This window comes from Streptomyces sp. GS7, from assembly GCF_009834125.1.
Classification (GTDB): domain Bacteria; phylum Actinomycetota; class Actinomycetes; order Streptomycetales; family Streptomycetaceae; genus Streptomyces.
Window position 1 is genome coordinate 4,965,450 of record NZ_CP047146.1, and the last position, 21,446, is coordinate 4,986,895.

The window sequence follows — 21,446 nt, forward strand, 5'->3', positions numbered from 1 at the left end:
AGCCTCTCCAGCACCTCGTGGACGGGGACGTACGGTGCCGTGGCCGGTCTCCTGGCTGACGGGTCGAACGCCGGCGTACCCGGCCTTCCCAGGAACCCGAAGGTCCCCAGTGGCGTCCGCCTTCCGGCGGAGGTATGTCGACTCCCCGATCACAGTGGCGAGGGCCGCTCCGGACTCCAGCCCCTGTCAGGGCTGTCACCGGTCTTCCCGAGCACCACGGCGGGACCACCGTAGAGGTTCGGCCACTGTGGCTACAAGCCTGCACAGATACGCAGGTGTCTTGGTTACGAGGGTGAAGTGCGGCAAGAATGGGGCGCATGCACTTGGTTCCGCCGGACCGCGCACATCAACGCGCCATTGACCACCACACCGTGTGCGATGCCATCGAAGGCATCGGCGACCGCGGCCAGGTATGCACCTGGTCCGAGCGCTTCGCCCTGCTCGCGGATCCCGGCCGCCTCTCGCTGCTCCTCGCCGTGCACCGGGCCGGCCCCATCGCGGTCTCCGACCTGGCGCTCGCCACCGGCATCCGGGACACCGCGGTCTCCCAGGCACTGCGGTTGCTCCGCGCGTCCGGCGCGGTCCACGCGGCCAAGGACGGCCGCATCGTCCGGTACAGCCTGTGCGACCCCGAGATCGCACGCCTCCTCGATGCCATGCCCACGGCCGCCACGGCGCCCCCACCCGCCTGACGAAGCCGGCCCCGCCCGCGATTCCGCCGGTGCGTCAGGCCGTGTCAACGGAAGACGAGTCAACGGCCATCCCCTCGCGCCCCAGCCACCACGCTGCCGGGTCGCCACGTGGGCCGTCCACAAGTAGCGCTGCGCGTGGGGAATTTCGGCGATCTGGACGTGGATGCGGCCGGGGGCGGTGAACGCCCCGTAGACGTTCCAGAGGGGGCAGGTACCGCCCGCCCGCGAGAAGGGGAAGCCGGTCGGGGGTTCCACCTGGTCGCCGCGGCCCGCACCGTCCGCGGCGAGCTGCCCGCGTCCTGACCGGCAGACCCCCGAGGGGCCGGGGCGCCGCCGGCTCCGTGATGGATGCCGAGGAGCGCCGGGCACCTGGTTCCCCTCGTCGGCACGGATGCCGAACGGCCCCGGCGGGGCGGACCCGGCGAAGGCCGCCCCGCTCTCACCACCGAACCCCATTGCATAGTCATGTGGAATCGTGCATACTCTTCCCATGTCTAAGGTCCTCACCTCCCTTCCCGCCGGCGAGCGCGTCGGCATCGCCTTCTCGGGCGGCCTCGACACCTCCGTCGCGGTCGCGTGGATGCGCGACAAGGGCGCCATCCCGTGCACCTACACCGCCGACATCGGCCAGTACGACGAGCCCGACATCGCCTCGGTGCCCGGCCGCGCGAAGACCTACGGCGCCGAGATCGCGCGCCTGGTCGACTGCCGTGCGGCGCTGGTCGAGGAGGGCCTGGCCGCGCTCACCTGCGGGGCGTTCCACATCCGCTCGGGCGGGCGTGCCTACTTCAACACCACGCCGCTCGGCCGCGCCGTCACGGGCACCCTCCTGGTACGGGCGATGCTCGAGGACGACGTGCAGATCTGGGGCGACGGCTCGACCTTCAAGGGCAACGACATCGAGCGGTTCTACCGCTACGGCCTGCTCGCCAACCCGCAGCTGCGGATCTACAAGCCCTGGCTGGACGCGGACTTCGTGACCGAGCTCGGCGGCCGCAAGGAAATGTCGGAGTGGCTGCTCGCCCACGACCTGCCCTACCGCGACAGCACGGAGAAGGCGTACTCCACCGACGCCAACATCTGGGGCGCCACTCACGAGGCCAAGACCCTGGAGCACCTGGACAACGGCGTGGAGACCGTGGAGCCGATCATGGGCGTGCGGTTCTGGGACCCCGAGGTCGAGATCCTCACCGAGGACGTCACCATCGGCTTCGACCAGGGCCGGCCGGTGACGATCAACGGCAAGGAGTTCGACTCCCCCGTCGACCTGGTGATGGAGGCCAACGCCGTCGGCGGGCGACACGGCATGGGCATGTCGGACCAGATCGAGAACCGGATCATCGAGGCCAAGAGCCGCGGCATCTACGAGGCGCCCGGGATGGCCCTGCTGCACGCGGCGTACGAGCGCCTGGTCAACGCGATCCACAACGAGGACACCCTCGCCCAGTACCACAACGAGGGCCGGCGCCTGGGCCGGCTGATGTACGAGGGCCGCTGGCTGGACCCGCAGGCGCTGATGGTGCGCGAGTCGCTGCAGCGCTGGGTCGGCGCGGCCGTCACCGGCGAGGTGACGCTGCGGCTGCGGCGCGGTGAGGACTACTCGATCCTCGACACCACGGGCCCGGCGTTCAGCTACCACCCGGACAAGCTGTCCATGGAGCGCACCGAGGACTCGGCGTTCGGCCCGGTGGACCGGATCGGCCAGCTCACCATGCGCAACCTCGACATCGCCGACTCGCGCGCCAAGCTGGAGCAGTACGCCGGCCTCGGCCTGATCGGCACCGCCAACCCCGCCATCGGTGCCGCCCAGGCGGCGGCGACCGGGCTGATCGGCAGCATGCCGGAGGGCGGCGCCGAGGCCATCGCCTCCCGCGGCAAGGTCTCCGCCGACGAGGAGATGCTGGACCGCGCCGCGATGGAGTTCGGCACGGACTGACCCACCCCGTCGAGCTGAGGGCTCGGCACCCGGGGAGGGATGCACCACCGGAACAGGCCGGTTGGGCGCCGAGGGCGTCCGGCCGGCCTGTTCCGTGTTCCGTGTTCCGTGTTCCGTGACAGGGGCCCGGTCGGAACCATCCCGGTCGGAACCGCCTGGGCCGCGGTCAGCGGTGGGTGGCGAGCCGGCGTTCGAGGGGGGTGCGGTAGCAGGGCGTGATGCGGGTGCCGTCGAGGAACGCGGTCAGACGGCCGATCTCCGACTCCACGGCTGCGCGGGCCTCGGATCCGGGGTCGGTGAGGAGATGGTGGTTGATGTGCCCGTCGGGGTGTTGGGCCCAGGCGCCGACGACCCGGCCGTGCCACCAGATGGTGGGGCCGATGTTGCCGTTGCGGTCGAAGAGGGCCTTGGTGTGGTCCGGGTCGAGGTACCAGTCGCGGTGCCGCCAGCCCATGGGCGTGGGGTCGAGGCCGGGCAGCAGGGCTGCCGCGGGCTCGGGCTCGGGCTCGACGCGGGTGGTGTCGAGGTCTTCGGGCAGGAGGTAGCCGGTGCCTTCGTCGAGGTCGACGGCCTGGGCACCGGTGGCGGCGAGGGCCTTGCGGGTGTCGGTGAGGTTCCAGCCGGTCCACCACTTCAGATCGTCCACGGTGACGGGGCCGAACGCAGAGAGGTAGTGACGGGCCAGTGCGGTCTTCGCCTGGGTGGTGGGCATGTGCGGCAGGGGGCGGGCCGGCGCCCTGTGGAACTGCGCGGACGTCCACGAGCCGGCCGGGCGGTCCCGGCGGATGCGTCCCTCGGCGGCGAGTACGCCCAGGACCGATGTGCCGGCACGCTGCCGGGACTCGTAGGGCTTGCCGGGGAAGGTGACGATCCGCTCACTCAATTCCGGTACGTCGGCGGCGAGTTGAACGGCGGTGGCCCGCCCCCGGGCCGTGATCGCCGCCAGCGCGGCTCGCTCCACTGCCTGGTAGCGGGGTGCGTCCCAGCCGAGCGCCTGGCGCAGGTGCGTGAGGGTCTCGGCACGGTGGCGCTGCGGGTCGCGTACGGTCGCCGACCGTACGGCCGGGGCCAGGCGGGCCGGGACGACGAACATGGTGCGGCGCATGCACCGTATGCGCTCCAGCGCCGGGGCGCCGTTGGGGACGTCGTAGAGGGAGTGGTCGATGGCGGCGGCGGTCGGGGCGTGCATGCGGGCCGCCGCGGCGAGGAAGACGGTGGCGGGGTCGGTGGCGTGCAGGCCGACCAGGGCCAGCGCCACCGCCTCGGCCGACCTCTCGCGCACGGACGGCGCGAGAAGGTGACGGCGGACGAGGCGGGCGCGGCGCTGGGCGGCGGTGACACGGGGCAGGACGGTCATGGTGTGATGCGGTGTCACTGGGTGCCGTGGATGCAGAAGGGCTGGCCGGAGGGGTCCAGCAGGACGGTCCAGTACCGGCCGCCGGGCTGGTGGTCGGGCTTGGTGGCGCCCATCTCCAGCAGCCGCTGCTCCGCCGCCGCGACGTCGGGGAAGGAGAGGTCCATGTGGAAGGGCAGTTGCTCCTCGGGCCAGGTGGGCGCGGTGAAGGACTCGGACGTGAAGAAGAGGTACATCGCGCCGTTCACGAAGAAGGCGTGGGCGGCCTCGTTGCCCTGCTCGTCGGGGTAGGTCCGGGTCACCGTGGTGCCCAGGGCGGTGGCGTAGAAGTCGGCCAGCGCCCGTCCGTCGCGGGCCCATATCGCCTGGCAGACGATCTTGCCGTTCAGGGGCGCGTCGTTCTTCGTGGTCATGGTCAGCGCACGACCTTGACGCCGAAGTGGGTGCCGAAGCCGAGGGCGATGCCGATGGCGCCGTGCATGTGGGCGTACATCTCCATGCCGCGGGCGGCGACCAGCGGACCGAGGTCGAGGACGTCGGTCCAGCCGTAAGCCCTCAGCAGGTCGGTGACCTGCTGCTTGGCGTTGGTGTCCTCGCCCGCGACGAACATCGTGTGGTCGCCGCCGCCGACGGCCTGCGGGTCGACGACGGTGGCCTGCTCCTGGGTGACGAACGCCTTGACGATCTTCGTCTGCGGCAGGGCTCGCTGGATCTGCTCGCCCAGGCTGTCACTGTCGCAGGGGTCGAGGACCGGGTTGACGCCCCATGGGGTAGGCCAGGGGCGCTCGATGTCCGGGTCGTAGATGTACGGCACGGCGTAGTCGACCAGGGTCTTGCCGGTGAGCCGGTCGGCGATGGCGGACAGGGCCGCCACGGCGTTGTGGCCGTCGATGCCGTTGATCACCAGGCCGTCGGCGGCGGCCGCGGCGTCGCCGAAGGTGTGCAGTTCGACGCCCGGGTGGTCGGCGAGGAACTGCTTGAAGGGCGGGTTGCCCATCATGTCGGGATCCGTGCGGGCCAGCGTGGCCTGCGGGTCACGGGTGCCGACGTGGACCTCGTGACCGAGTTCGGCGAGCTTGGCGATGTGGGCGCGAGCGCCGCCACCCGTACCGAGAACAGCGATTTTCATGGGGAATCTCCTGATTTGCTCCGTGCGAACAGCTCCACCGTAGAGTCATTTCAGGACAAGAGGTGTCCTTTGACATCGGCATCATGGATTCCATGACCAGCGACATGACGGCCCGCATGCTGCGACTGCTCTCCCTGCTGCAGACCCGGCGGGAGTGGTCCGGCGCCGACCTCGCCGAACGCCTGGCGGTCACCGTCCGCACCGTCCGCCGCGACATCGACCGACTGCGCGAACTCGGCTACCCCGTCGACAGCGCCCGCGGGCACGCCGGCGGCTACCGCCTCGCCCCCGGCACCGACCTCCCGCCCCTGCTCCTCGACGACGACGAAGCCGTCGCGATCGCCGTCGCCCTGCGCACCGCCGCCGGCGGCCTCACGGGTATCGAGGAGACCGCACTGCGGGCCCTGGCCAAGCTCGAACAGGTCCTCCCCCGCCGCCTGCGCGGACAGGTCACCGCGCTGCAGACCTCCCTGGACGGCATCGCCTGGGAGGACCGGGGGCCCCGTGCCGACCCGACCCTGCTGGCCACCCTCGCCGTCGCCTGCCGCGACCACGAGATCGTCACCTTCGACTACACCACCCGCCGCGGCGCCACCACGTCCCGCCGGGCAGAACCGTGCCACCTGGTCGACTCCGGCGGCCTGTGGTACCTCCTCGCCCACGACACCGCCAAGGACGACTGGCGCCTCTTCCGCCTCGACCGGATCACCGGCGCCACACCCACCGGCCACCGCGTCCCAGCCCGCGCGGTCCCCGGCAACGACCCCGCCGGCTTCGTCGCCGGCCGGCTCTCTTCCGCCCCCACCCGCTACCGCGCCGTCGCCACCGTCCACGCCTCCGCCGACCGCGTCCGCGCCCGCACCCGGGGCCTGGCCACCCGCATCCGGCCCCTCGACGATGCCACCTGCCGCGTCGACGCCTCGGACGACCACCTGCCCCGTATCGCCCAGACCCTCGCCGGCCTCGACGCCGACTACACCCTCGACGCCGACCCGGACGTCCTCGCCCACCTCCGCACCGCCGCCCGCCGCGCCCTGCGCGCCACCGCCTGACACCCCTGCGGTACGGGCGCGAGCAGACGTCCGCACGGGCGTGAAGTCGCGCTTCCACGGAGCGTGTTGGTGGCGTGGGCGGGCGTCAGCCGAGGGGAGGTCGCGGGCGGGTGTGCGGGTACCGCACCTGTCCGCGGACGGCTCTCACGGCCGAACCGAACCGCCGTGACCGACGAAGGCGAGAGCATCGTCCGCTACGTGTGGGTTCCGCACCGACTTCCCCGAGGCACCAGCCGGTACGGCACCGCGATCCGGTGCCTCCGGAGCGCGGTAGCGAGCCGGTCCGGCAGGGGCGGCAGCCGGAGTACGGGAGCGGAGCGAAGCCGTTCTGCACCCCCTCGGGCCTTCGGCGGCGGTCCCCGACAGGTGTCGTGCCATGCTTGATCCACCCGGCCGACGGCGCACATGACCTCGGCCGATGGCAAGATCGGGGAGCGTGCGGCAGCGTGAAGGCAGCGATACGACGGACGGGGCGGGGCACCTGGGACCGCTTCTCGGCATCCGACCCCGGGCTGCTGCGATTGATGGCCGGGCTGCGCACCGTGGCGGCGATCGTGCTCACTCTCGTCGTGCTGGCACTGCTCCACACCAGCGTCACGTTGATGGTCGCGGGCGCCATGGCCGCCATGGCCGCGACGTTCGCCATCAGGGAGAAGGAGGTACGCGGCCAGGCGATCACGGTCGCGCTCGGTCTGCCCGTCGCGCTGGCCGCCATGACGCTGGCGGCGCTGCTCCACAACCAGATCATCGCCGGCGACCTGTTCTTCATCGCGCTGATCTTCGGGGCCGTCTACGCCCGCCGCTTCGGTGACCGCGGCATGGCCCTGGGGCTGATCGGCTTCCAGGTCTACTTCGTCTCGCTGTTCGTCCATGCCACCCTGCCGACCCTGCCGGAGCTGTATCTGACGCTGGGCGTCGCGTTCGCCTGCAGTGCGGTCGTGCGCTTCGCGGTCGTTCCCGAAACTCCGGAACGCACCCTGCGCCGGCTGCGCGAGGCTTTCCGGGCACGCCTGGCTCAACTGGTGGCCACCCACATCGAGCTGGTTGACGCCGGTCCCAAGCAGCTGGACGGCGTCCTGGACGACCTGCGGCGGCACACCTCCCGGCTGCACGAGGCGGCGCTGATGATTCAGGGCCGCCTGGAGGAGGGAACCCGTGACGCCGCCGTCGCGGGACTGCTGCAGCGACGGGTCGCGGATGCCGAGATCGCGGCCGAACGGCTGGGGGTGATGCTGCTCAACGCGCGCAGCGCGGAGCGCACGGACACGCTCACCCTGCACCTGCCCGATGCCCCGGTGCCGGCCATGACGAACCGTGTGCAGGCCGAGGGCGACGCCGTCGGCACGCTGCGCCGGGACCTCGAAGCGCTGCATCTGCTGGTCGCACGGCGGGCGCCCGACGACCGCGGCACGGCGCTGGCTCATGTGCGGAACAGGTTGCTGGGCTACCGCGACGAGGACAACCTGCCGCCCGGCACACCGGCCGTCCAGGACGCCTTCCGCGGTCTGGGTGAGGCCGCGCGTGCCGTACTGGGCCTGCGGCTGGCGCTGGACGGGCCGCAGGACGAGTCCGACGACTCTCCGGCCACCACGCGCTCGCGTGAGGAGTTCGATGCCGAGGACCTCGCGATCGTCGGGGCCGAGGAGCGCACGGAGGGCGAGGACGAGCGCACCGGGCTCCAGCGGCCCACCACCCGGGCCGCGTGCCAGGTCGCGGTGGGCTCCGCGCTGGCCATCGTCGGCGGTGAGTTCCTGTCCACCCAACGCTGGTACTGGGCGGTGCTGACCTGCTGGGTGGTGTTCCTCAACACCGCCTCGACGGGCGAGATCCTGGTCAAGGGCTATCGCCGGCTGCTGGGCACGGTGCTCGGCGTGATCGCCGGTGTCGGCCTTGCCGGTCTGGTCGGCAACCACACCTGGACCGCGTTCGTCCTCGTGCTGCTCTGCGTCTTCGGGATGTTCTTCACCGCCCCGTTGTCGTACGCGCTGATGTCCTTCTTCGTCACGGCGATGCTCGGTCTGCTCTACACGCTCCTCAACACGTACAGCTTCGCCACCCTGGTGCTGCGTATCGAGGAGACGGCGCTGGGCGCCGCGTGCGGGATCATCGCCGCCGTCCTGGTGCTGCCGGTGCACACGGACCGCCGTACGGACGAGCATCTGGGCACGGTCCTGGTCCGGTTGCGCGAGGTGGTGTCCGCGGCGGTGGAGCAGCTCAGCGGCGGGCCCGCCGTGGACCTGCTGAGCCGGGCGCGCGATCTGGACGCCGCCCTGGACGATCTGCGGGGCTCCACCCAGCCGTTGATGCATCCCATCACTCCGCTGCGGGTGCGCCGGCAGACCGCGCGCTATCTGGTGGCGCTCCTGGACACCTGCGCGTATCACGCGCGCTCCCTGGCTGCGACGGCCGAACTCGTGCCGTTCAGCAAGACCGTCGCGGCCGATCCGCGGCTCGACCGCGCCGGCCTGCGCATCGCGCGCAACATCGATCTCATCGTCGCGCGGGTGGCGGACGAGCACGCCGAGGGCGAGGTCGAATCCGGGGCCAGCATCGCGTCGATGCTGGAAGCGGACGACTCCCCGGTACTGCGGTCGGGCACCGTCACCTTCCGCGTGCTGCGGCATCTCCAGCGCCTCGACGAGGGCGTGGTGGGCATCGCCCGCTCCCTCGACGTACCGGTGTCGGGGCGCAGCGGGAGCAAGAACGGCTGAGCCGCGACGGGAATGCCGTGATCGCCGGGGCCCGCCCCCGGCGATCGGCCCTCGCCGCGGAGCGGGCCCGTCCCGGCCGCGGGAAATGACCGTCCCCGATCAACTCGTTTACACGGCAGGCCAATTCACCTCCCTCGCCTTCCCTGTGCCGAAATTCCCGTCGGTCGATCCGGGTCAACTGCGGTAATGCCGGGCTGGGTTCGCACTTGCGGTCGATGCGAATGCCGTCATGGCACGCGTGGCCGGGCAGCCGAATACGCAAAAGCAGAAGCCGATGAGTTCCGCCGGAAGACCGGCGGAACTCATCGGCATGCTCGACCGTGAGGTCGGGGGCTGTCAGTGACCGCCCTCGTCCACGACGGCGACCTCCTCGATGTTCTGCTCGATCGCCTCGGCCGGGACGGCGGTGGCCCGGGCCCAGTAGTAGATGCCGACGGAGAACACCGTGACGATCGCCATGTCCCACCACAGCGGGATGTGGCTCTTGCCGCCGAAGCCGCCCTGCCAGGAGATGACGCCCATGCCGATCAGGTAGACCGGGAGCCACTGCGCGGCCTTCCAGTCCAGTCGGGGAGCGTTCGGCAGCCGCTTCTTCGTCGCGTACAGGGCGTAGCCGCCGAGCAGGACGTAGCCGATGATGATCGCCCAGCCCAGTCGCTGCAGGGTGTCCCAGCCGGCCCAGTAGATGATCAGGCTCGCCACGACGAAGGACAGCGGGGACAGGACGTTGCCGCCGGGCAGGCGGTAGGGACGTTCGTGGTTGGCCAGCCGCTGACGGAAGACGCCGAAGGCCAGCGGCGCGCCGGCGTACATCAGGACGCTGGCGGAGGTGATGAAGGAGACGAGCTGCTGCCAGCTGGGGAAGGGCAGGAAGCAGATCACGCCGGTCACGAAGGAGATGATCAGGCCGAACCACGGCACACCGCGGGCATCGGTCTTCTCGAACAGCCTCGGCGCGTAGCCGTTCTTGCTCAGGCCGTAGGAGATACGCGAGGTGGAGGTGGTGTAGATCAGACCGGTACCACCGGGGGAGATGATGGCGTCCGCGTACAGGACCCAGCCCAGCCAGCCCAGACCGACCACCGTGGCAAGACCGGCCCAAGGGCCCTCGATGCCGACGTAGTTGAGCTTGGCCCAGCCGTGGGCGATGGAGGCCAGCGGCAGGGCGCCGATGTAGACGACCTGGAGCGCGGTGTAGATCACCGCGCCGATCACGACCGAGCCGATCGTGGCACGCGGCAGGTCCCGCTTGGGGTTACGGCTCTCGCCCGCCAGCTGGATCGCCTGCTCGAACCCGAGCAGCGCGAAGATGATGCCGCTGGTGCTGATGGCACTCAGCACACCCTTGGCACCGAACGGAGCGAAACCGTGCGAGGTGAAGTTGTGCGGGTGGAAGTTGGTCGCCGCGATGACGAAGATCGCCCCGAGGGGTACGGCGATCTTCCACCACGTGGCGGCGCTGTTGGTGTGTGTGAGCACCTTCACGCCCAGGAAGTTCACCGCCACGAAGATCGCCATCAGGACGACCGCGACGATGAAGCCGGTTGCGGAGAGAGTGCCGTTCGCGTGCTGCAGCGACTTGGCCCAGGACCAGTGTCCGGCATAGCCGATCATGGCCTCGACCTCGATCGGCGCCACCGTCGCCGCCTGCAGCCAGGAGAACCAGCCGAAGGACATACCCGCAAGGCCACCGAAGGCGTAGTGCGGATAGCGGGCCGTGCCACCGGCCACCGGGAAGAGGCCACCGAGCTCGGCATGCACCAGTGCCAGGAGCACGATCGCGACCGCGCCGATGCCCCAGGAGATCATCGCGGCCGGACCTGCCACCACGACGGCCTTCTGGGCGCCGTACAGCCATCCGGATCCGATGATGGAGCCGACCGAGGCCCACATCAGGCCGATCAGTCCTACGTCCCTCCGGAGTGTCGATGTGCGTGTCGTCATGGGCGTGATCTCGTCAACGCTTGCCATGGGGGGCCTTTCAAGACAGAGCTGGCCGAAAAGTTGCCTCAGCGTAGGGAGCATTCGGAGCCCTGCAAAGAGCCGTTGGCTGAATAGTTACATTCGAAGGAATATTCACGGCAGTCTCAGCGGACACTGCAGGCAACATAGGGCGGAATGCCCCCACCTGAACCACCCGCCCCGTCCGGATATCGGAATGGACGCAGCCAAATACCTGTACAGCGCACCAAATAGCTGAATTCAATTTGGTGAAATCTTTGAGCCTACGTGCCGGTGGCATTACTTTTCGGCGCCTAAGGTCTTCCGCCCTCTGTCTGCGAATGCGGAACTGCATCATCGCGGCGCGGAACCCTCGAAGCCGTAGCCGTCGAAACCGTGGGAACGCCCCGCCACCGGGGCAGCCAGGCGGTCGCCGCCGCACGGCATGCGCGCCCCCTCGCGACGGGGACATGCTGGGGAGGTGGGCCGCAAGGCCGGGAGCGGATCCCGGCTCGGCCGGGGAGCAGCAGATGACCAGCAACCCCAGCGACGCCCCCACTCCCCCGCCACCCGGCGCCGGCAACGGGCCCGCCGTCTCCCGCGCGGAGTTCGACGCGCTCTTCGCCACGGTCCGCGCGTGGGGCCGCTGGACGCCCGCCGACCGCGGCGCCTGGAATCGGGTCACCCCGGACCACGTGCGGCGGGCCGCCGCTCTGGTCCGGTCCGGGACGGTCGTCCCGATGGCGCGCCCGTGGAACACCGCAGCCGGCCCGGACAACGGCAAGCCCGCGCTGCACTTCATGTCCGACCTCGGCGATACCGAGACGGCCGAACCCGCCACGCACAAGGACTTCATCGCCGTCGACTACCACGGCAAGGCCGTCAGCCACCTGGACGCGCTGTGCCACGTCGCCTACCGCGGGCAGCTCCACGACGGCCGCCCCGCGCGCGAGCTGGTCGACTCCCGAGGTGCCCGATTCGGTGCCGTGTCCGCGCTCGGCCCCCTGGTGGCCCGGGGCGTGCTCCTCGATCTGCCCACCGTTTCGGGGAGCGGGTGGCTGGAGCCCGGACGCGCCGTACACGCCGCGGACGTGGTCGCGGCGGAGAGCGCACTCGGCGTCACGATCGGCGAGGGCGACGCGGTACTGCTGCGGACCGGCAGCGTCCGCCGCCGCCGGGAACGGGGCGCCTGGAACCCCGACGCCGCGAGCGCGGGCTTCCATGTGGACGCCATGCCCCTGCTGGCCGGGCGCGGTATCGCGCTGCTCGGCGGCGACGGCGACAGCGACGTACGGCCCTCGCCGGTCGACGGTCTGCACTCTCCGGTCCACGCACTGGCGATCGTCGCGATGGGGGTACCGCTCCTGGACAACCTCGACCTCGAAGCGCTCTCCGCCGCCTGCGCCGACACCGGCCGCTACGCGTTCCTGCTCGTCGTGGCTCCGCTGAACATCCCCGGCGGCACCGGCTCACCCGTCAATCCGGTCGCGGTGCTGTGACCGCCAGGCCGCGCGGCTGCCGGAGGCGAGCCCGGGGCAGAGGCCACCCCGGGAGCGGGGGCGGGTGCTGGATCCTGCTGCGGTGTACCCGGCGGCGACGGCTCGTCCACGGCGTGCGGCGACCCTCTGCCCGCGGTGCGGGAGGCCCGTGCCGTCACCTACCACCATCCAGGCAAAGCCCTACAATCGGATCAAACGGTACAGCTGTTCCGGCACAGGGGCGGCCACAGCGGCAGGTACCGAAAGGGAAGTGGTTGGCATGGGGCTCGTGGGAGTTGACATCGGCCCCGCACGTGCCCGTGACCAGTTCCTTCGCGGCGAGTCTGTCGAGGGCGCCGTGCGCGGCCCGATCCTGGACTCCTGGCAGCGTTCCCTCTCACTGGGGCTCGCCCCGGACGGATGCGAGCTGCCCTACCGCCGTGACATCGACCGGGACGGCCGGCTCGTGCACGCCGCCGGGCCCGTACTGGACCGACTGGAGGCCCTGTTCGCGGGCCGGAACATGAACGTGTCCCTGGCTGATGGGCACGGAGCCGTCCTGCAACGCCGCTTCGGCGAGACCTCCCAGGTCAGGCGGCTGGCCGCGATCCAGAGCGTGCCGGGCTTCGTGTTCGCCGAGCGGTTCGGCGGGACCAACGGCATCGGTCTGGCGCTCGCGGAGCGTCAACTGGTCAACGTGTACGGCGCCGAGCACTTCGCCGAACGCTCCCAGTCCAACGCCTGCTCGGCCATACCCGTCCGGGACCTGCTCAGCGGGCGCATCGAGGGCATCCTCTGCTTCGGCTATCCGCTCACCGACGTGGACGCGGCGCTGAACACCGTGATCCGCAGAGCGGCCGGGGCCATCGAACGGCGGCTGCTGGAGCAGAGTTCGTCACGGGAGCGCGCCCTGCTGGAGGCGTATCTGGACACCAGGCGCCGCACGCCGGCCGGCGACGGACGGCTCGGCGAGCTGGCCGAGAGCGGACTGGACTGGCGGGACCAGATGATCCTCAAGGAGCGGGCCGCCGATCTGATCTCCCTGGCCCAGCGCGCCGCCATAGAGGTTCCCCTCCCGAGCGGCCGACGGGTAACCCTGCTCAGCCGCCCGGTGACGAGCGAGTCCGGGGTGGAGGGCATCGTCATCGAAGCGGTCTTCCCGGCGCGGGACCAGCGCCTCGCCGTCCCGGCCGCGGCCGGCCCCTCGGTCAGCCCCCTGGCCGGGCAGGTCCTCGACCCCGGCGTCCCACCCCTCAGGCACCCACCGGAGACCGTCCCCGGACGAGCGGCCACGACAGCACGCGCACCCGGCGCCGCCGAGCCTGCCGCGGACCGGTCGACCAGCGGGCTGGTGCTGGTGGGCGAGCCGGGAGTGGGCACGTACGCCGTGGCGGCCCGGCGCCGCCTGGAGCTGCTGTCCGAGGCCAGCACCCGCATCGGCACCACCCTGGACGTGAGCCGCACCGCCGAGGAACTCGCCGAGATGGCCGTCCCGCGCCTGGCCGACTTCGTCACCATCGACCTTCCCGGGGCCGTACTGCGCGGCGAGGAACCGGCCGATCCGCGCACCGGCCTGCACCGCACCGTGGTCCACGGCTACCGCGAGGACTGCCCCTTCTACCCTGCCGGCGAGCCGGTCGACCTGCGCCCCAGCACGCCCCAACTCCGTTGCCTGGCCGCCGGGGAGCCGGTGCTCGAACCCGACCTGCGTACCGCCGCGGGCTGGATCGCCCAGGATCCCGCGCACGCCCAGGACCTCCTCGACCACAACGTCCACTCCCTCATCGCCGTCCCCCTCGTCGCCCGCGGCATCGCCCTGGGCGTGGCGAGCTTCTACCGCTCGCGGGACCCCGCCCCCTTCGGGGACGACGACCGTGCCCTGGCCCAGGAACTCGCCACCCGCGCCGCCATCTGCATCGACAACGCCCGCCGCTACACCCGCGAGCACAGCATGGTGCTGGCCCTGCAGCACAGCCTGCTGCCGCACAGCTTCCCCGACCAGAACGCCGTCGAGGTCGCCTACCGCTACCTGCCGGCCGAATCGGGAGTCGGCGGAGACTGGTTCGACGTCATCCCCCTGTCCAGCAGCCGCGTCGCCCTCGTCGTCGGCGATGTCGTCGGGCACGGGCTGCACGCCGCCGCCACCATGGGCCGACTGCGCACCGCCGCCCGCAACTTCGCCGAACTCGACCTCGCCCCCGACGAAGTCCTCACCTGCCTCGACAACCTCGTGGCGCGCCTCGACCGGGACGAGGGCGGCGAGGAACCCTCCGCCGGCAACACCGGCATCATCGGCGCCACCTGTCTGTACGCCGTCTACGACCCCACGTCGCAGCAGTGCGTCATGGCCCGCGCCGGCCACCCCCCACCGGCACTGGTCCACCCCGACGGCACCGTCGCCTTCCCGGATCTGCCCGCCGGACCGCCCCTGGGCCTGGGCGGCCTGCCCTTCGAGACCGCCGAATTCCATCTGCCCGAAGGCAGCCAGCTGATCCTCTACACCGACGGCCTCATCGGAGACCGCCGCCGCGACGTCGACACGGCCCTCGACCGGTTCCACCGGGCCCTGGCACACCCGAACCGACCGCCCGAGGACACCTGCGAGGAAGTCCTCCGTACCGTGGTGCCCGACCACCCCACCGACGACATCGCGCTGCTCGTCGCCCGTACCCACGCGCTGGACGAACACCGGGTCGCCACCTGGGAGCTGCCCGCCGACCCGGCGCTGGTCTCCGGCGTCCGCGCCTCCGTCGCCCGTCAACTGGCCGTATGGGGGCTGGAGGAGGCCGCCTTCGCCACCGAACTGCTGCTCAGCGAGCTGGTCACCAATGCCATCCGCTACGGCACCGCCCCCATCCAGGTACGCCTGCTCTACGACCGCACACTGACCTGCGAGGTCTCCGACGCCAGCAGCACCGCCCCGCACCTGCGCCATGCGGCCACCACCGACGAGGGCGGTCGCGGACTGTTCCTCGTCGCCCAGCTGTCCCAGGCATGGGGCACCCGCTACACCGGCAACGGGAAAGCCATCTGGGCCGAGTGCGCCCTGGAACTCTCCGGAGGAAACCCCGTCATCGCCCTACCGGATTTCGACGAAATTCCCGCTATCTGAGGGTTCATCAGACAGTGTCGGCAAAAGGGGTCGTAGCATGACGGAAATGCGGTAGCAGAAACCGGCAGTACGCCGCGAGGCCGCACCGCACGGCGCCGTCCCCCCGCGCAGCGCTCGGCGGCACCGCCCGTCAGCCGGGAAGAACGAGAGGCCGACCCCCGGAGAAGTCCGTGCACGACGACGCTTCCGACCACCCCCCTCCCGCGCACCGCGGCCCCCGGCCTCTCGTCCGCATCCGCGGCCTCAGCAAGCGGTTCGGCGGCACACTCGCGCTGGACGCGGTCGACCTCGACATCCACTCCGGCAGCATCCTCGCCCTGCTCGGTCCCAACGGCGCCGGAAAGTCCACCCTCATCAAGGTGCTCGCAGGCGTCCATCACGCGGACGGGGGCGAGGTGACGGTCCGCGGCCATCGGCTCGGCACCGAAGCAGCCGCCCGCGCCATGTCCTTCATCCACCAGGACCTGGGACTCGTGGAGTGGATGACGGTAGCCGAGAACATCGCCCTGGGCACCGGCTATCCACGCCGGGCCGGGCTGCTGTCCTGGCGGTTGACCCGGCAGCAGGGCGCCGAGGCCCTGGGCATCGTCGCCGCGCACCTCGACCCGCGCGCCACCCTCGCCGGCCTGCCGCGAGCCGAACGCTCCCTGGTAGCCATCGCCCGCGCGCTGTCCACACGGGCCGAACTCATCGTCCTCGACGAGCCGACCGCCAGTCTTCCGGCCGCCGACTGCGCCCGGCTCTTCGGCGTCCTGCACACCCTGCGCGACCAGGGCCGCGCCATCGTCTACGTCACCCACCGGCTCGACGAGGTCTACCAGGTCGCCGACGCCTTCGCCGTCCTGCGCGACGGCCGCCTCATCAGCCAGGGCCCGCTCGCCGACCGCAGCCCCGCCCGACTGGTCCGCGACATCGTGGGCCACGAACCCGGCCGGTACCGGCCCGCCCCCGCCGCGGGCCGCCCCGTCCTGTGTCTGGACCGCGTACGGACCGGCAACACGGCACCGGTCAGCCTGGAACTGCACGCCGGCGAGATCCTCGGGATGGTGGGGCTCACCGGCGCCGGACACCTGGAACTGGGCCGCGCCCTCGCCGGTGCCCGGCCCCTCCTCGGTGGACGGGCCCTGCTCGACGGACGGCCATACGCACCGCGCACGGTGGCCGCCGCGGTCGCCTCCGGCGTCGGCCTGGTGACCGGCAACCGTCAGGAGGAGGGCTGCGCCGCCGAACTGACCGTACGGGAGAACATCCTGGCCAACCCCCGGGCCGACGGCCTCCCGGCCCTCCACTGGATCAGCCCCCGGCGCGAGCGGGCCAAGGCCACCGCCCTGATCGACCGGGTCGCGGTGCGCCCGCGGGACAGCGAAGCACCTCTCTCCGCCCTGTCCGGGGGCAACCAGCAGAAGGTCATGGTCGGCCGGTGGCTCCGGATCAGCCGCAAGCTGCTGATCCTCGAAGAGCCGACCGCCGGGGTGGACGTCGGCGCCAAGTCGGCGATCTACCGCATGCTCCAGGACGCGCTGGCCGACGGCCTCGCCGTCCTGCTCCTCTCCACCGACTTCGAGGAGGTCGCCAACGTGTGCCACCGTGCCCTGGTATTCGTCCGCGGGGCGGTGACGACGGAGCTGAGCGGCGAGGCCCTCACCGTCGCCGGGCTCGCCCGCGCCTCCTCGGCCATGCCCGCACTCACCGGGACGACGGGGCCATGACCCACTCTCCACGTCGCCCACCAGGCAGCCGGTTCGGGCACCTCACCGGCGCGTACGGCCTCCTGGCCCTGGGCGCCCTGCTGTTCCTGGCGTTCTCCCTCGCCCTGCCGGACACCTTTCCCACCCTGGACAACATCTCCGAGGTCCTGTCCAACCAGTCGATCCCCGCCATCCTCGCGCTCGGCGCGACGATCCCCATCGTCACCGCCAAGTTCGACCTGTCCATCGGCTACGGCCTCGGCCTCGCGCACGTCATGACCATGCAGCTCATCGCCCACGAAGCCTGGCCCTGGCCGCTCGCCTGCCTCCTGGTGGTCCTCGGCGGGACACTGGTCGGCATCCTCAACGGCGCGGTCGTCGAATTCGCGCGGATCAACTCCTTCATCGCCACGCTCGGCACCGGCAGCATCCTGTACGCCGTCACCGGCTGGATCACCAACGGTGCCCGGATCGTCCCCGGCCCGCACGGCCTGCCCACCGCCTTCACCGACCTCTACGACTCCAGGTTCCTCGGCCTGCCGGTATCCGCCTTCTACGTCCTCGCACTCACCGCCGTCCTCTGGCTGGTCCTGGAACGACTGCCCCTCGGCCGGTACCTGTACGTCATCGGCTCCAACCCCCGCGCCGCCGAGCTGGTGGGCATCCCCACCCGGCGCTACGTCATCCACGCCTTCGCCGGATCGGGCCTGGTCGTCGGCATCGCGGGTGTCCTGCTCGCCGCCCAGCAGCGCATCGGCAACCCCAGCGTCGGCCTGGACTACCTGCTGCCCGCCTTCGTCGGCGCACTGCTCGGCTCCACCGCCATCAGACCCGGCCGGGCGAACGCCCTGGGCACCCTGGTCGCCGTCGTCGTCCTCGCGGTCGGCCTGGCCGGCATCGGTCAGCTCGGCGCACAGTTCTGGGTCACCCCGCTGTTCAACGGCGCCACCCTGCTCCTCGCCGTCGGCATGGCCGGCTACGCCGCCCGCCGGCAGCTGCGCCGACAACGGACCGAACCTCCCCGCACTCTCCCCGACCCGCCCCGGACCACCCCATGACCTCCGCCCGCCATCACCACGCCATCCCGTTGCGCGGCACCCGCGCCCCCGGGGCGGTCGTGATGACGGTGGCGGCTGCCGTCCTCACCGCCGGTACGGCCCTCCTCGGCTGCGAGCGCGGTACGTCGGTCGGCGGCGGCCCTTTGCCGCCGAGCCCCGCGAAGCCCGGCTGCCCCACCGTCCTGGCCCGCGCCGCGGCGGCCGTTCAGCAGGCCGAGAAGACCAACCCGGCGACGACCGGCCCCACCAGCGGCCCCAGGGCGACCACCGGCAAAACCGTCGTCTATGTCGCACAGACCATGACCAACCCCGGCGTCGCCGGCGCCGCCAACGGCGTTGCGGAAGCCGCCCGGACCATCGGCTGGGACCTGCGGGTGATCGACGGCCGGGGCACCCCCGCCGGGATCCAGGCGGCGTTCGGTCAGGCCATCACCCTGCGGCCCTCGGGCATCGTCATCGGCGGCTTCGACCCCGACCTCACGTCGCAACAGGTCGCGCAGGCCACCGCCGAACGCATCCCGCTCGTCGGCTGGCACGCGGTCGGCTCCCCCGGCCCGAGCAGGCACCCCGCGCTCTTCACCAACATCACCACCAGGGTCGAGGACGTCGCGAGGACCAGCGCGGAATGGATCATCGCGCACTCCCACGGCCACGCCGGTGTCGTCCTGTTCACCGACGCCTCGATCCCCTTCGCCAGAACCAAGTCCGAACTGATCAGGAAGGAACTGGCCTCCTGCTCCGGCGTCAAGCTGCTGGCGGAGGACAACATCCCGATCTCGGACTCCAGCAGCCGAACTCCCCAGGAGGTCTCCGCACTTCTCTCCCGATTCCGGGACGCCTGGACCCACTCCGCCGCCATCAACGACGTGTACTTCGCCGACGCCGCCCCGGCCCTGCGCGCCGCACGCAAGAAGGGTGCCGCCGCCCCGTTCAACATCGGCGCGGGCGACGGCGACCCTTCCGCCTTCCAACGCGTCAACAGCAGGCAGTTCCAGGCGGCCACCGTTCCCGAGCCGTTCGCCCAGCAGGGCTGGCAGATCCTCGACGAGTTCAACCGCGCCTTCTCCGGCCGGCCCGCCAGCGGATACGTCGCCCCCGTGCACATCGCCACGGCCGCCAACAGCGCCGGGGCCACGACCTGGGACCCGCCCGGCTACCGCGCCGCGTACCGCAAGATCTGGGGCCGGTAGGCGGGTACGCCCGGGAAACCGCGCGCTGTCCGCGTCGAGGTGAGTGACCGTCACCGCCGAGGAACGCACCGAGTGGCCCTGCCCGGCCGGACCGCGCCACCACCCGCTCCGCCCGTACCCGTGTGTCGGCAGGCTGCCCCGCATCGGATTCCGGCCCGATGGCGTCAGGAACCCGTCAAGGCAACCCCTCCCGGCGCAAAGAAAACACCAACACCTCGCGATCGCGCTATCGGGTCGATTTCCATGGGGCGTGTGAACGTGGCACAGGGCGAGGAGCAGACCCCATGAACAAGCCGGGCTACCGCGTTGTGGCCGGGGTGAGCGGTTCGCTGGAAAGTCTGACCGCGCTGCACCGGGCCGCCTCCGAAGCGCGCGCCACCGGCGCCACACTGTGGGCCGTGCTGGCCTGGGAACCACCGGGCGGCGACATCGCCCATCGCGGCGGCCCCTGCCCTGAGCCGCTGGCCGCGTGGCGCCGCATGGCAGTCGACCGTCTCACCGACGCGCTCGGCACCGCATTCGGCGGCACCGGACCCGGGGTACCACTGGAGCGGCTGGTGGTACTCGGCAAACCGGCCAAGGTCCTGCTGTCGGTCGCCGATCGGCCCGATGACCTGCTGGTGGTCGGAGCCGGAGCCCGCGGCCGGATGCGCCGGGCGCTGCAGCCCTCCGTGGCCCGCTACTGCCTCGCACGCGCCGGCTGCCCGGTCCTCGCCGTCCCGCCCTCCCCCCTCCACCGCACATTCCACACCATGCACCGCCGCAACACGTGGAAACTCCCCCTCAAAACCCAGGGGTTGGCCGAGCGGCGCTGACACCGCGATCGAACGCACCGGGCTACGACGCACGCGGCAGGCGTGCACGAAACCTCGCGGACGTCGTGGAGCAGCCACGGAGGAAGGGGCGCCGGCGGCGAGGAAGGCGTCCCACTCCTCGTTCGGCGGGGTTCGGAATCCCTCGTTGGGCGGAGTGAGGTCTCGTCAGTGGCGGATCAGGCCGGTGCGTTTGACTGTCGCCAGCAGCGGAGTGGTGTCGATGGCCGTGATCCCGTCGAGGAGGCCGACGGCGTCGGTGAGGAAGGCGTACAGGGTGTCGAGGTCCGCCGTGGCCAGAGCGACGACGAGGTTGGCCGGGCCAGTGGTGGCGGCGCAGAAGCGGACGTGCGGGTGGACGCTGAGGGTCCGGGCGGCCTCCCCGAGCGCGCCGGGCCGGACCGCGATCCACAGCAGGGCTTCGGTGTGCGCGCCGAGCAGGGCGAGGTCGACCTCGGTCGCCAGGCGCACGGCCTGGCCGCGAACCAGCGCGTCGAGTCGTCGGCGGGCGGCGAGCGCGGTGGTGCCGGCCCGGCGGGCGAGTTCGGTGTAGGTGGTCCGGCCGTCCTCGGTCAGCGCCGCGATCAGCGCGGTGTCCACGGCCAGAGGCAAAGCAGGCGCCGTCGGGGGTGTGGGGTCGGGGATGAGCTGGGCCACCTCTTGGGGTGAGAGGAGACCCGCGGTCCAGCGGAACGCGGTGGGAAAGACGCGGAGCAGTGTGTGAGCGGTCCAGGAGTCGACGGCTTCGGTGGCGGGCAGGTCACGCAGCAGCAGGGCGTTGCGGGCGTCGGGGCCGTCGAGGAAGAAGACCGTGGAGATCTCGTCGCCGCCGCCGAGGATGTCGACCCAGACCGTGTCGGTGCGGCGTGCCAGTGCGTGGGCGACCTGACGGATCTTGTTCGGGCGACAGCGGATGCGCAGGGCGATGGGGATCAGGTGCGGGAAGCACGCCGGGTTGCGGACGGCCGTCGTGCGCAGGGTGCCGTCGGCGTAGAGGGGTGCGGCGCGGCGTACGACGGTGCGCTCGGACAGGCCCAGGCAGCGTGCCACCTCGCGCCAGGAGGCACGTGGCGAGGCGAGGAGGGAAGCCGCGATCCGGCGGTCCGTCTCGTCGAGCGTGTGGCGCATGATCTGCATCATAGGTCGCTGCTGTGGCGTATTTCCTGTGTCATGGGCTGCTGAATGTTCATGTATCGGCTGGCCGCGCGTACATCTGTCTGGTCAGCGGACGTGGCCGGCGACCGGACTGCTGAGCACGGTCGCGGCAACTAGTGGCGCCCCTGACACGGTCCG

15 protein-coding genes, 1 pseudogene and 1 riboswitch are annotated in these 21,446 nt (G+C 71.5%); of the genes and pseudogenes, 10 read left to right on the top strand and 6 right to left on the bottom strand.

Annotation, left to right across the window (positions count from 1 at the left end; all coding sequences use genetic code 11):
- Positions 1-24: 24 nt before the first annotated feature.
- Positions 25-234, bottom strand: a riboswitch (cobalamin riboswitch).
- 83 nt (positions 235-317) lie between these two features.
- Positions 318-692 (top strand): ArsR/SmtB family transcription factor, encoded by a 375-nt coding sequence (locus GR130_RS21970; protein ID WP_159506284.1) that lies wholly within the window; start codon positions 318-320, stop codon positions 690-692.
- Positions 693-761: 69 nt separating this feature from the next.
- Here the strand turns inward: GR130_RS21970 and GR130_RS42000 are convergent.
- Positions 762-971: pseudogene (locus GR130_RS42000) on the bottom strand (short-chain fatty acyl-CoA regulator family protein); the annotation flags it as partial.
- 211 nt (positions 972-1,182) lie between these two features.
- Between GR130_RS42000 and argG the strand changes: the two are divergent.
- Complete coding sequence (argG, locus tag GR130_RS21980) at positions 1,183-2,628, top strand: argininosuccinate synthase (protein WP_159506285.1); 1,446 nt, start codon at positions 1,183-1,185, stop codon at positions 2,626-2,628.
- Between the two features lie 166 nt (positions 2,629-2,794).
- Here argG and GR130_RS21985 read toward each other — a convergent pair whose 3' ends face one another.
- Genes GR130_RS21985 through GR130_RS21995 form a run of 3 tightly spaced genes read right to left on the bottom strand, consistent with a single transcriptional unit; the run spans position 2,795 to position 5,111 of the window.
- The gene (locus GR130_RS21985; RefSeq protein WP_159506286.1) at positions 2,795-3,985 is read right to left on the bottom strand and encodes a winged helix DNA-binding domain-containing protein; all 1,191 of its coding nucleotides are present in this window, start codon (positions 3,983-3,985) and stop codon (positions 2,795-2,797) included.
- Between the two features lie 14 nt (positions 3,986-3,999).
- On the bottom strand, positions 4,000-4,395 hold the full coding sequence (locus GR130_RS21990; RefSeq protein WP_159506287.1) for a VOC family protein: 396 nt from the start codon (positions 4,393-4,395) through the stop codon (positions 4,000-4,002).
- Positions 4,396-4,397: 2 nt separating this feature from the next.
- Positions 4,398-5,111 (bottom strand): NADPH-dependent F420 reductase, encoded by a 714-nt coding sequence (locus GR130_RS21995; RefSeq protein ID WP_159506288.1) that lies wholly within the window; start codon positions 5,109-5,111, stop codon positions 4,398-4,400.
- Positions 5,112-5,203: 92 nt separating this feature from the next.
- Between GR130_RS21995 and GR130_RS22000 the strand changes: the two genes are divergently transcribed.
- Positions 5,204-6,163, top strand: a complete 960-nt coding sequence (locus GR130_RS22000) for a helix-turn-helix transcriptional regulator (RefSeq protein ID WP_159506289.1) — start codon at positions 5,204-5,206, stop codon at positions 6,161-6,163.
- Positions 6,164-6,687: 524 nt separating this feature from the next.
- A complete protein-coding gene (locus tag GR130_RS22005) occupies positions 6,688-8,874 on the top strand; it encodes an FUSC family protein (RefSeq protein ID WP_159510133.1) in 2,187 nt (728 codons plus the stop codon).
- Positions 8,875-9,210: 336 nt separating this feature from the next.
- On the opposite strand, the gene GR130_RS22010 is transcribed toward GR130_RS22005, so the two are convergent.
- A complete protein-coding gene (locus tag GR130_RS22010) occupies positions 9,211-10,845 on the bottom strand; it encodes an APC family permease (RefSeq protein ID WP_159506290.1) in 1,635 nt (544 codons plus the stop codon).
- Positions 10,846-11,345: 500 nt separating this feature from the next.
- Here GR130_RS22010 and GR130_RS22015 point away from each other — a divergent pair, with 500 nt between their 5' ends.
- The 6 genes from GR130_RS22015 (at position 11,346) to GR130_RS22040 (ending at position 20,156) form a co-directional block, all read left to right on the top strand.
- Positions 11,346-12,314: a cyclase family protein gene (locus tag GR130_RS22015; RefSeq protein WP_159506291.1), complete on the top strand. Its 969-nt coding sequence runs from the start codon at positions 11,346-11,348 to the stop codon at positions 12,312-12,314.
- Positions 12,315-12,573: 259 nt separating this feature from the next.
- Positions 12,574-15,405, top strand: a complete 2,832-nt coding sequence (locus GR130_RS22020) for a SpoIIE family protein phosphatase (RefSeq protein WP_159506292.1) — start codon at positions 12,574-12,576, stop codon at positions 15,403-15,405.
- 170 nt (positions 15,406-15,575) lie between these two features.
- A complete protein-coding gene (locus tag GR130_RS22025) occupies positions 15,576-17,114 on the top strand; it encodes a sugar ABC transporter ATP-binding protein (RefSeq protein ID WP_159506293.1) in 1,539 nt (512 codons plus the stop codon).
- Complete coding sequence (locus GR130_RS22030; protein ID WP_159506294.1) at positions 17,111-18,151, top strand: ABC transporter permease; 1,041 nt, start codon at positions 17,111-17,113, stop codon at positions 18,149-18,151. Before GR130_RS22025 ends, GR130_RS22030 begins: the two co-directional genes overlap by 4 nt.
- A 62-nt stretch (positions 18,152-18,213) precedes the next feature.
- Positions 18,214-19,341, top strand: coding sequence for a substrate-binding domain-containing protein (locus tag GR130_RS22035; protein ID WP_159510134.1), 1,128 nt, complete (start codon positions 18,214-18,216; stop codon positions 19,339-19,341).
- Positions 19,342-19,625: 284 nt separating this feature from the next.
- A complete protein-coding gene (locus tag GR130_RS22040) occupies positions 19,626-20,156 on the top strand; it encodes a universal stress protein (RefSeq protein WP_159506295.1) in 531 nt (176 codons plus the stop codon).
- A 165-nt stretch (positions 20,157-20,321) separates the two neighbouring features.
- Here the strand turns inward: GR130_RS22040 and GR130_RS22045 are convergent, their stop codons facing one another.
- Complete coding sequence (locus GR130_RS22045; RefSeq protein WP_159506296.1) at positions 20,322-21,281, bottom strand: Lrp/AsnC family transcriptional regulator; 960 nt, start codon at positions 21,279-21,281, stop codon at positions 20,322-20,324.
- Between the last annotated feature and the right edge of the window lie 165 nt (positions 21,282-21,446).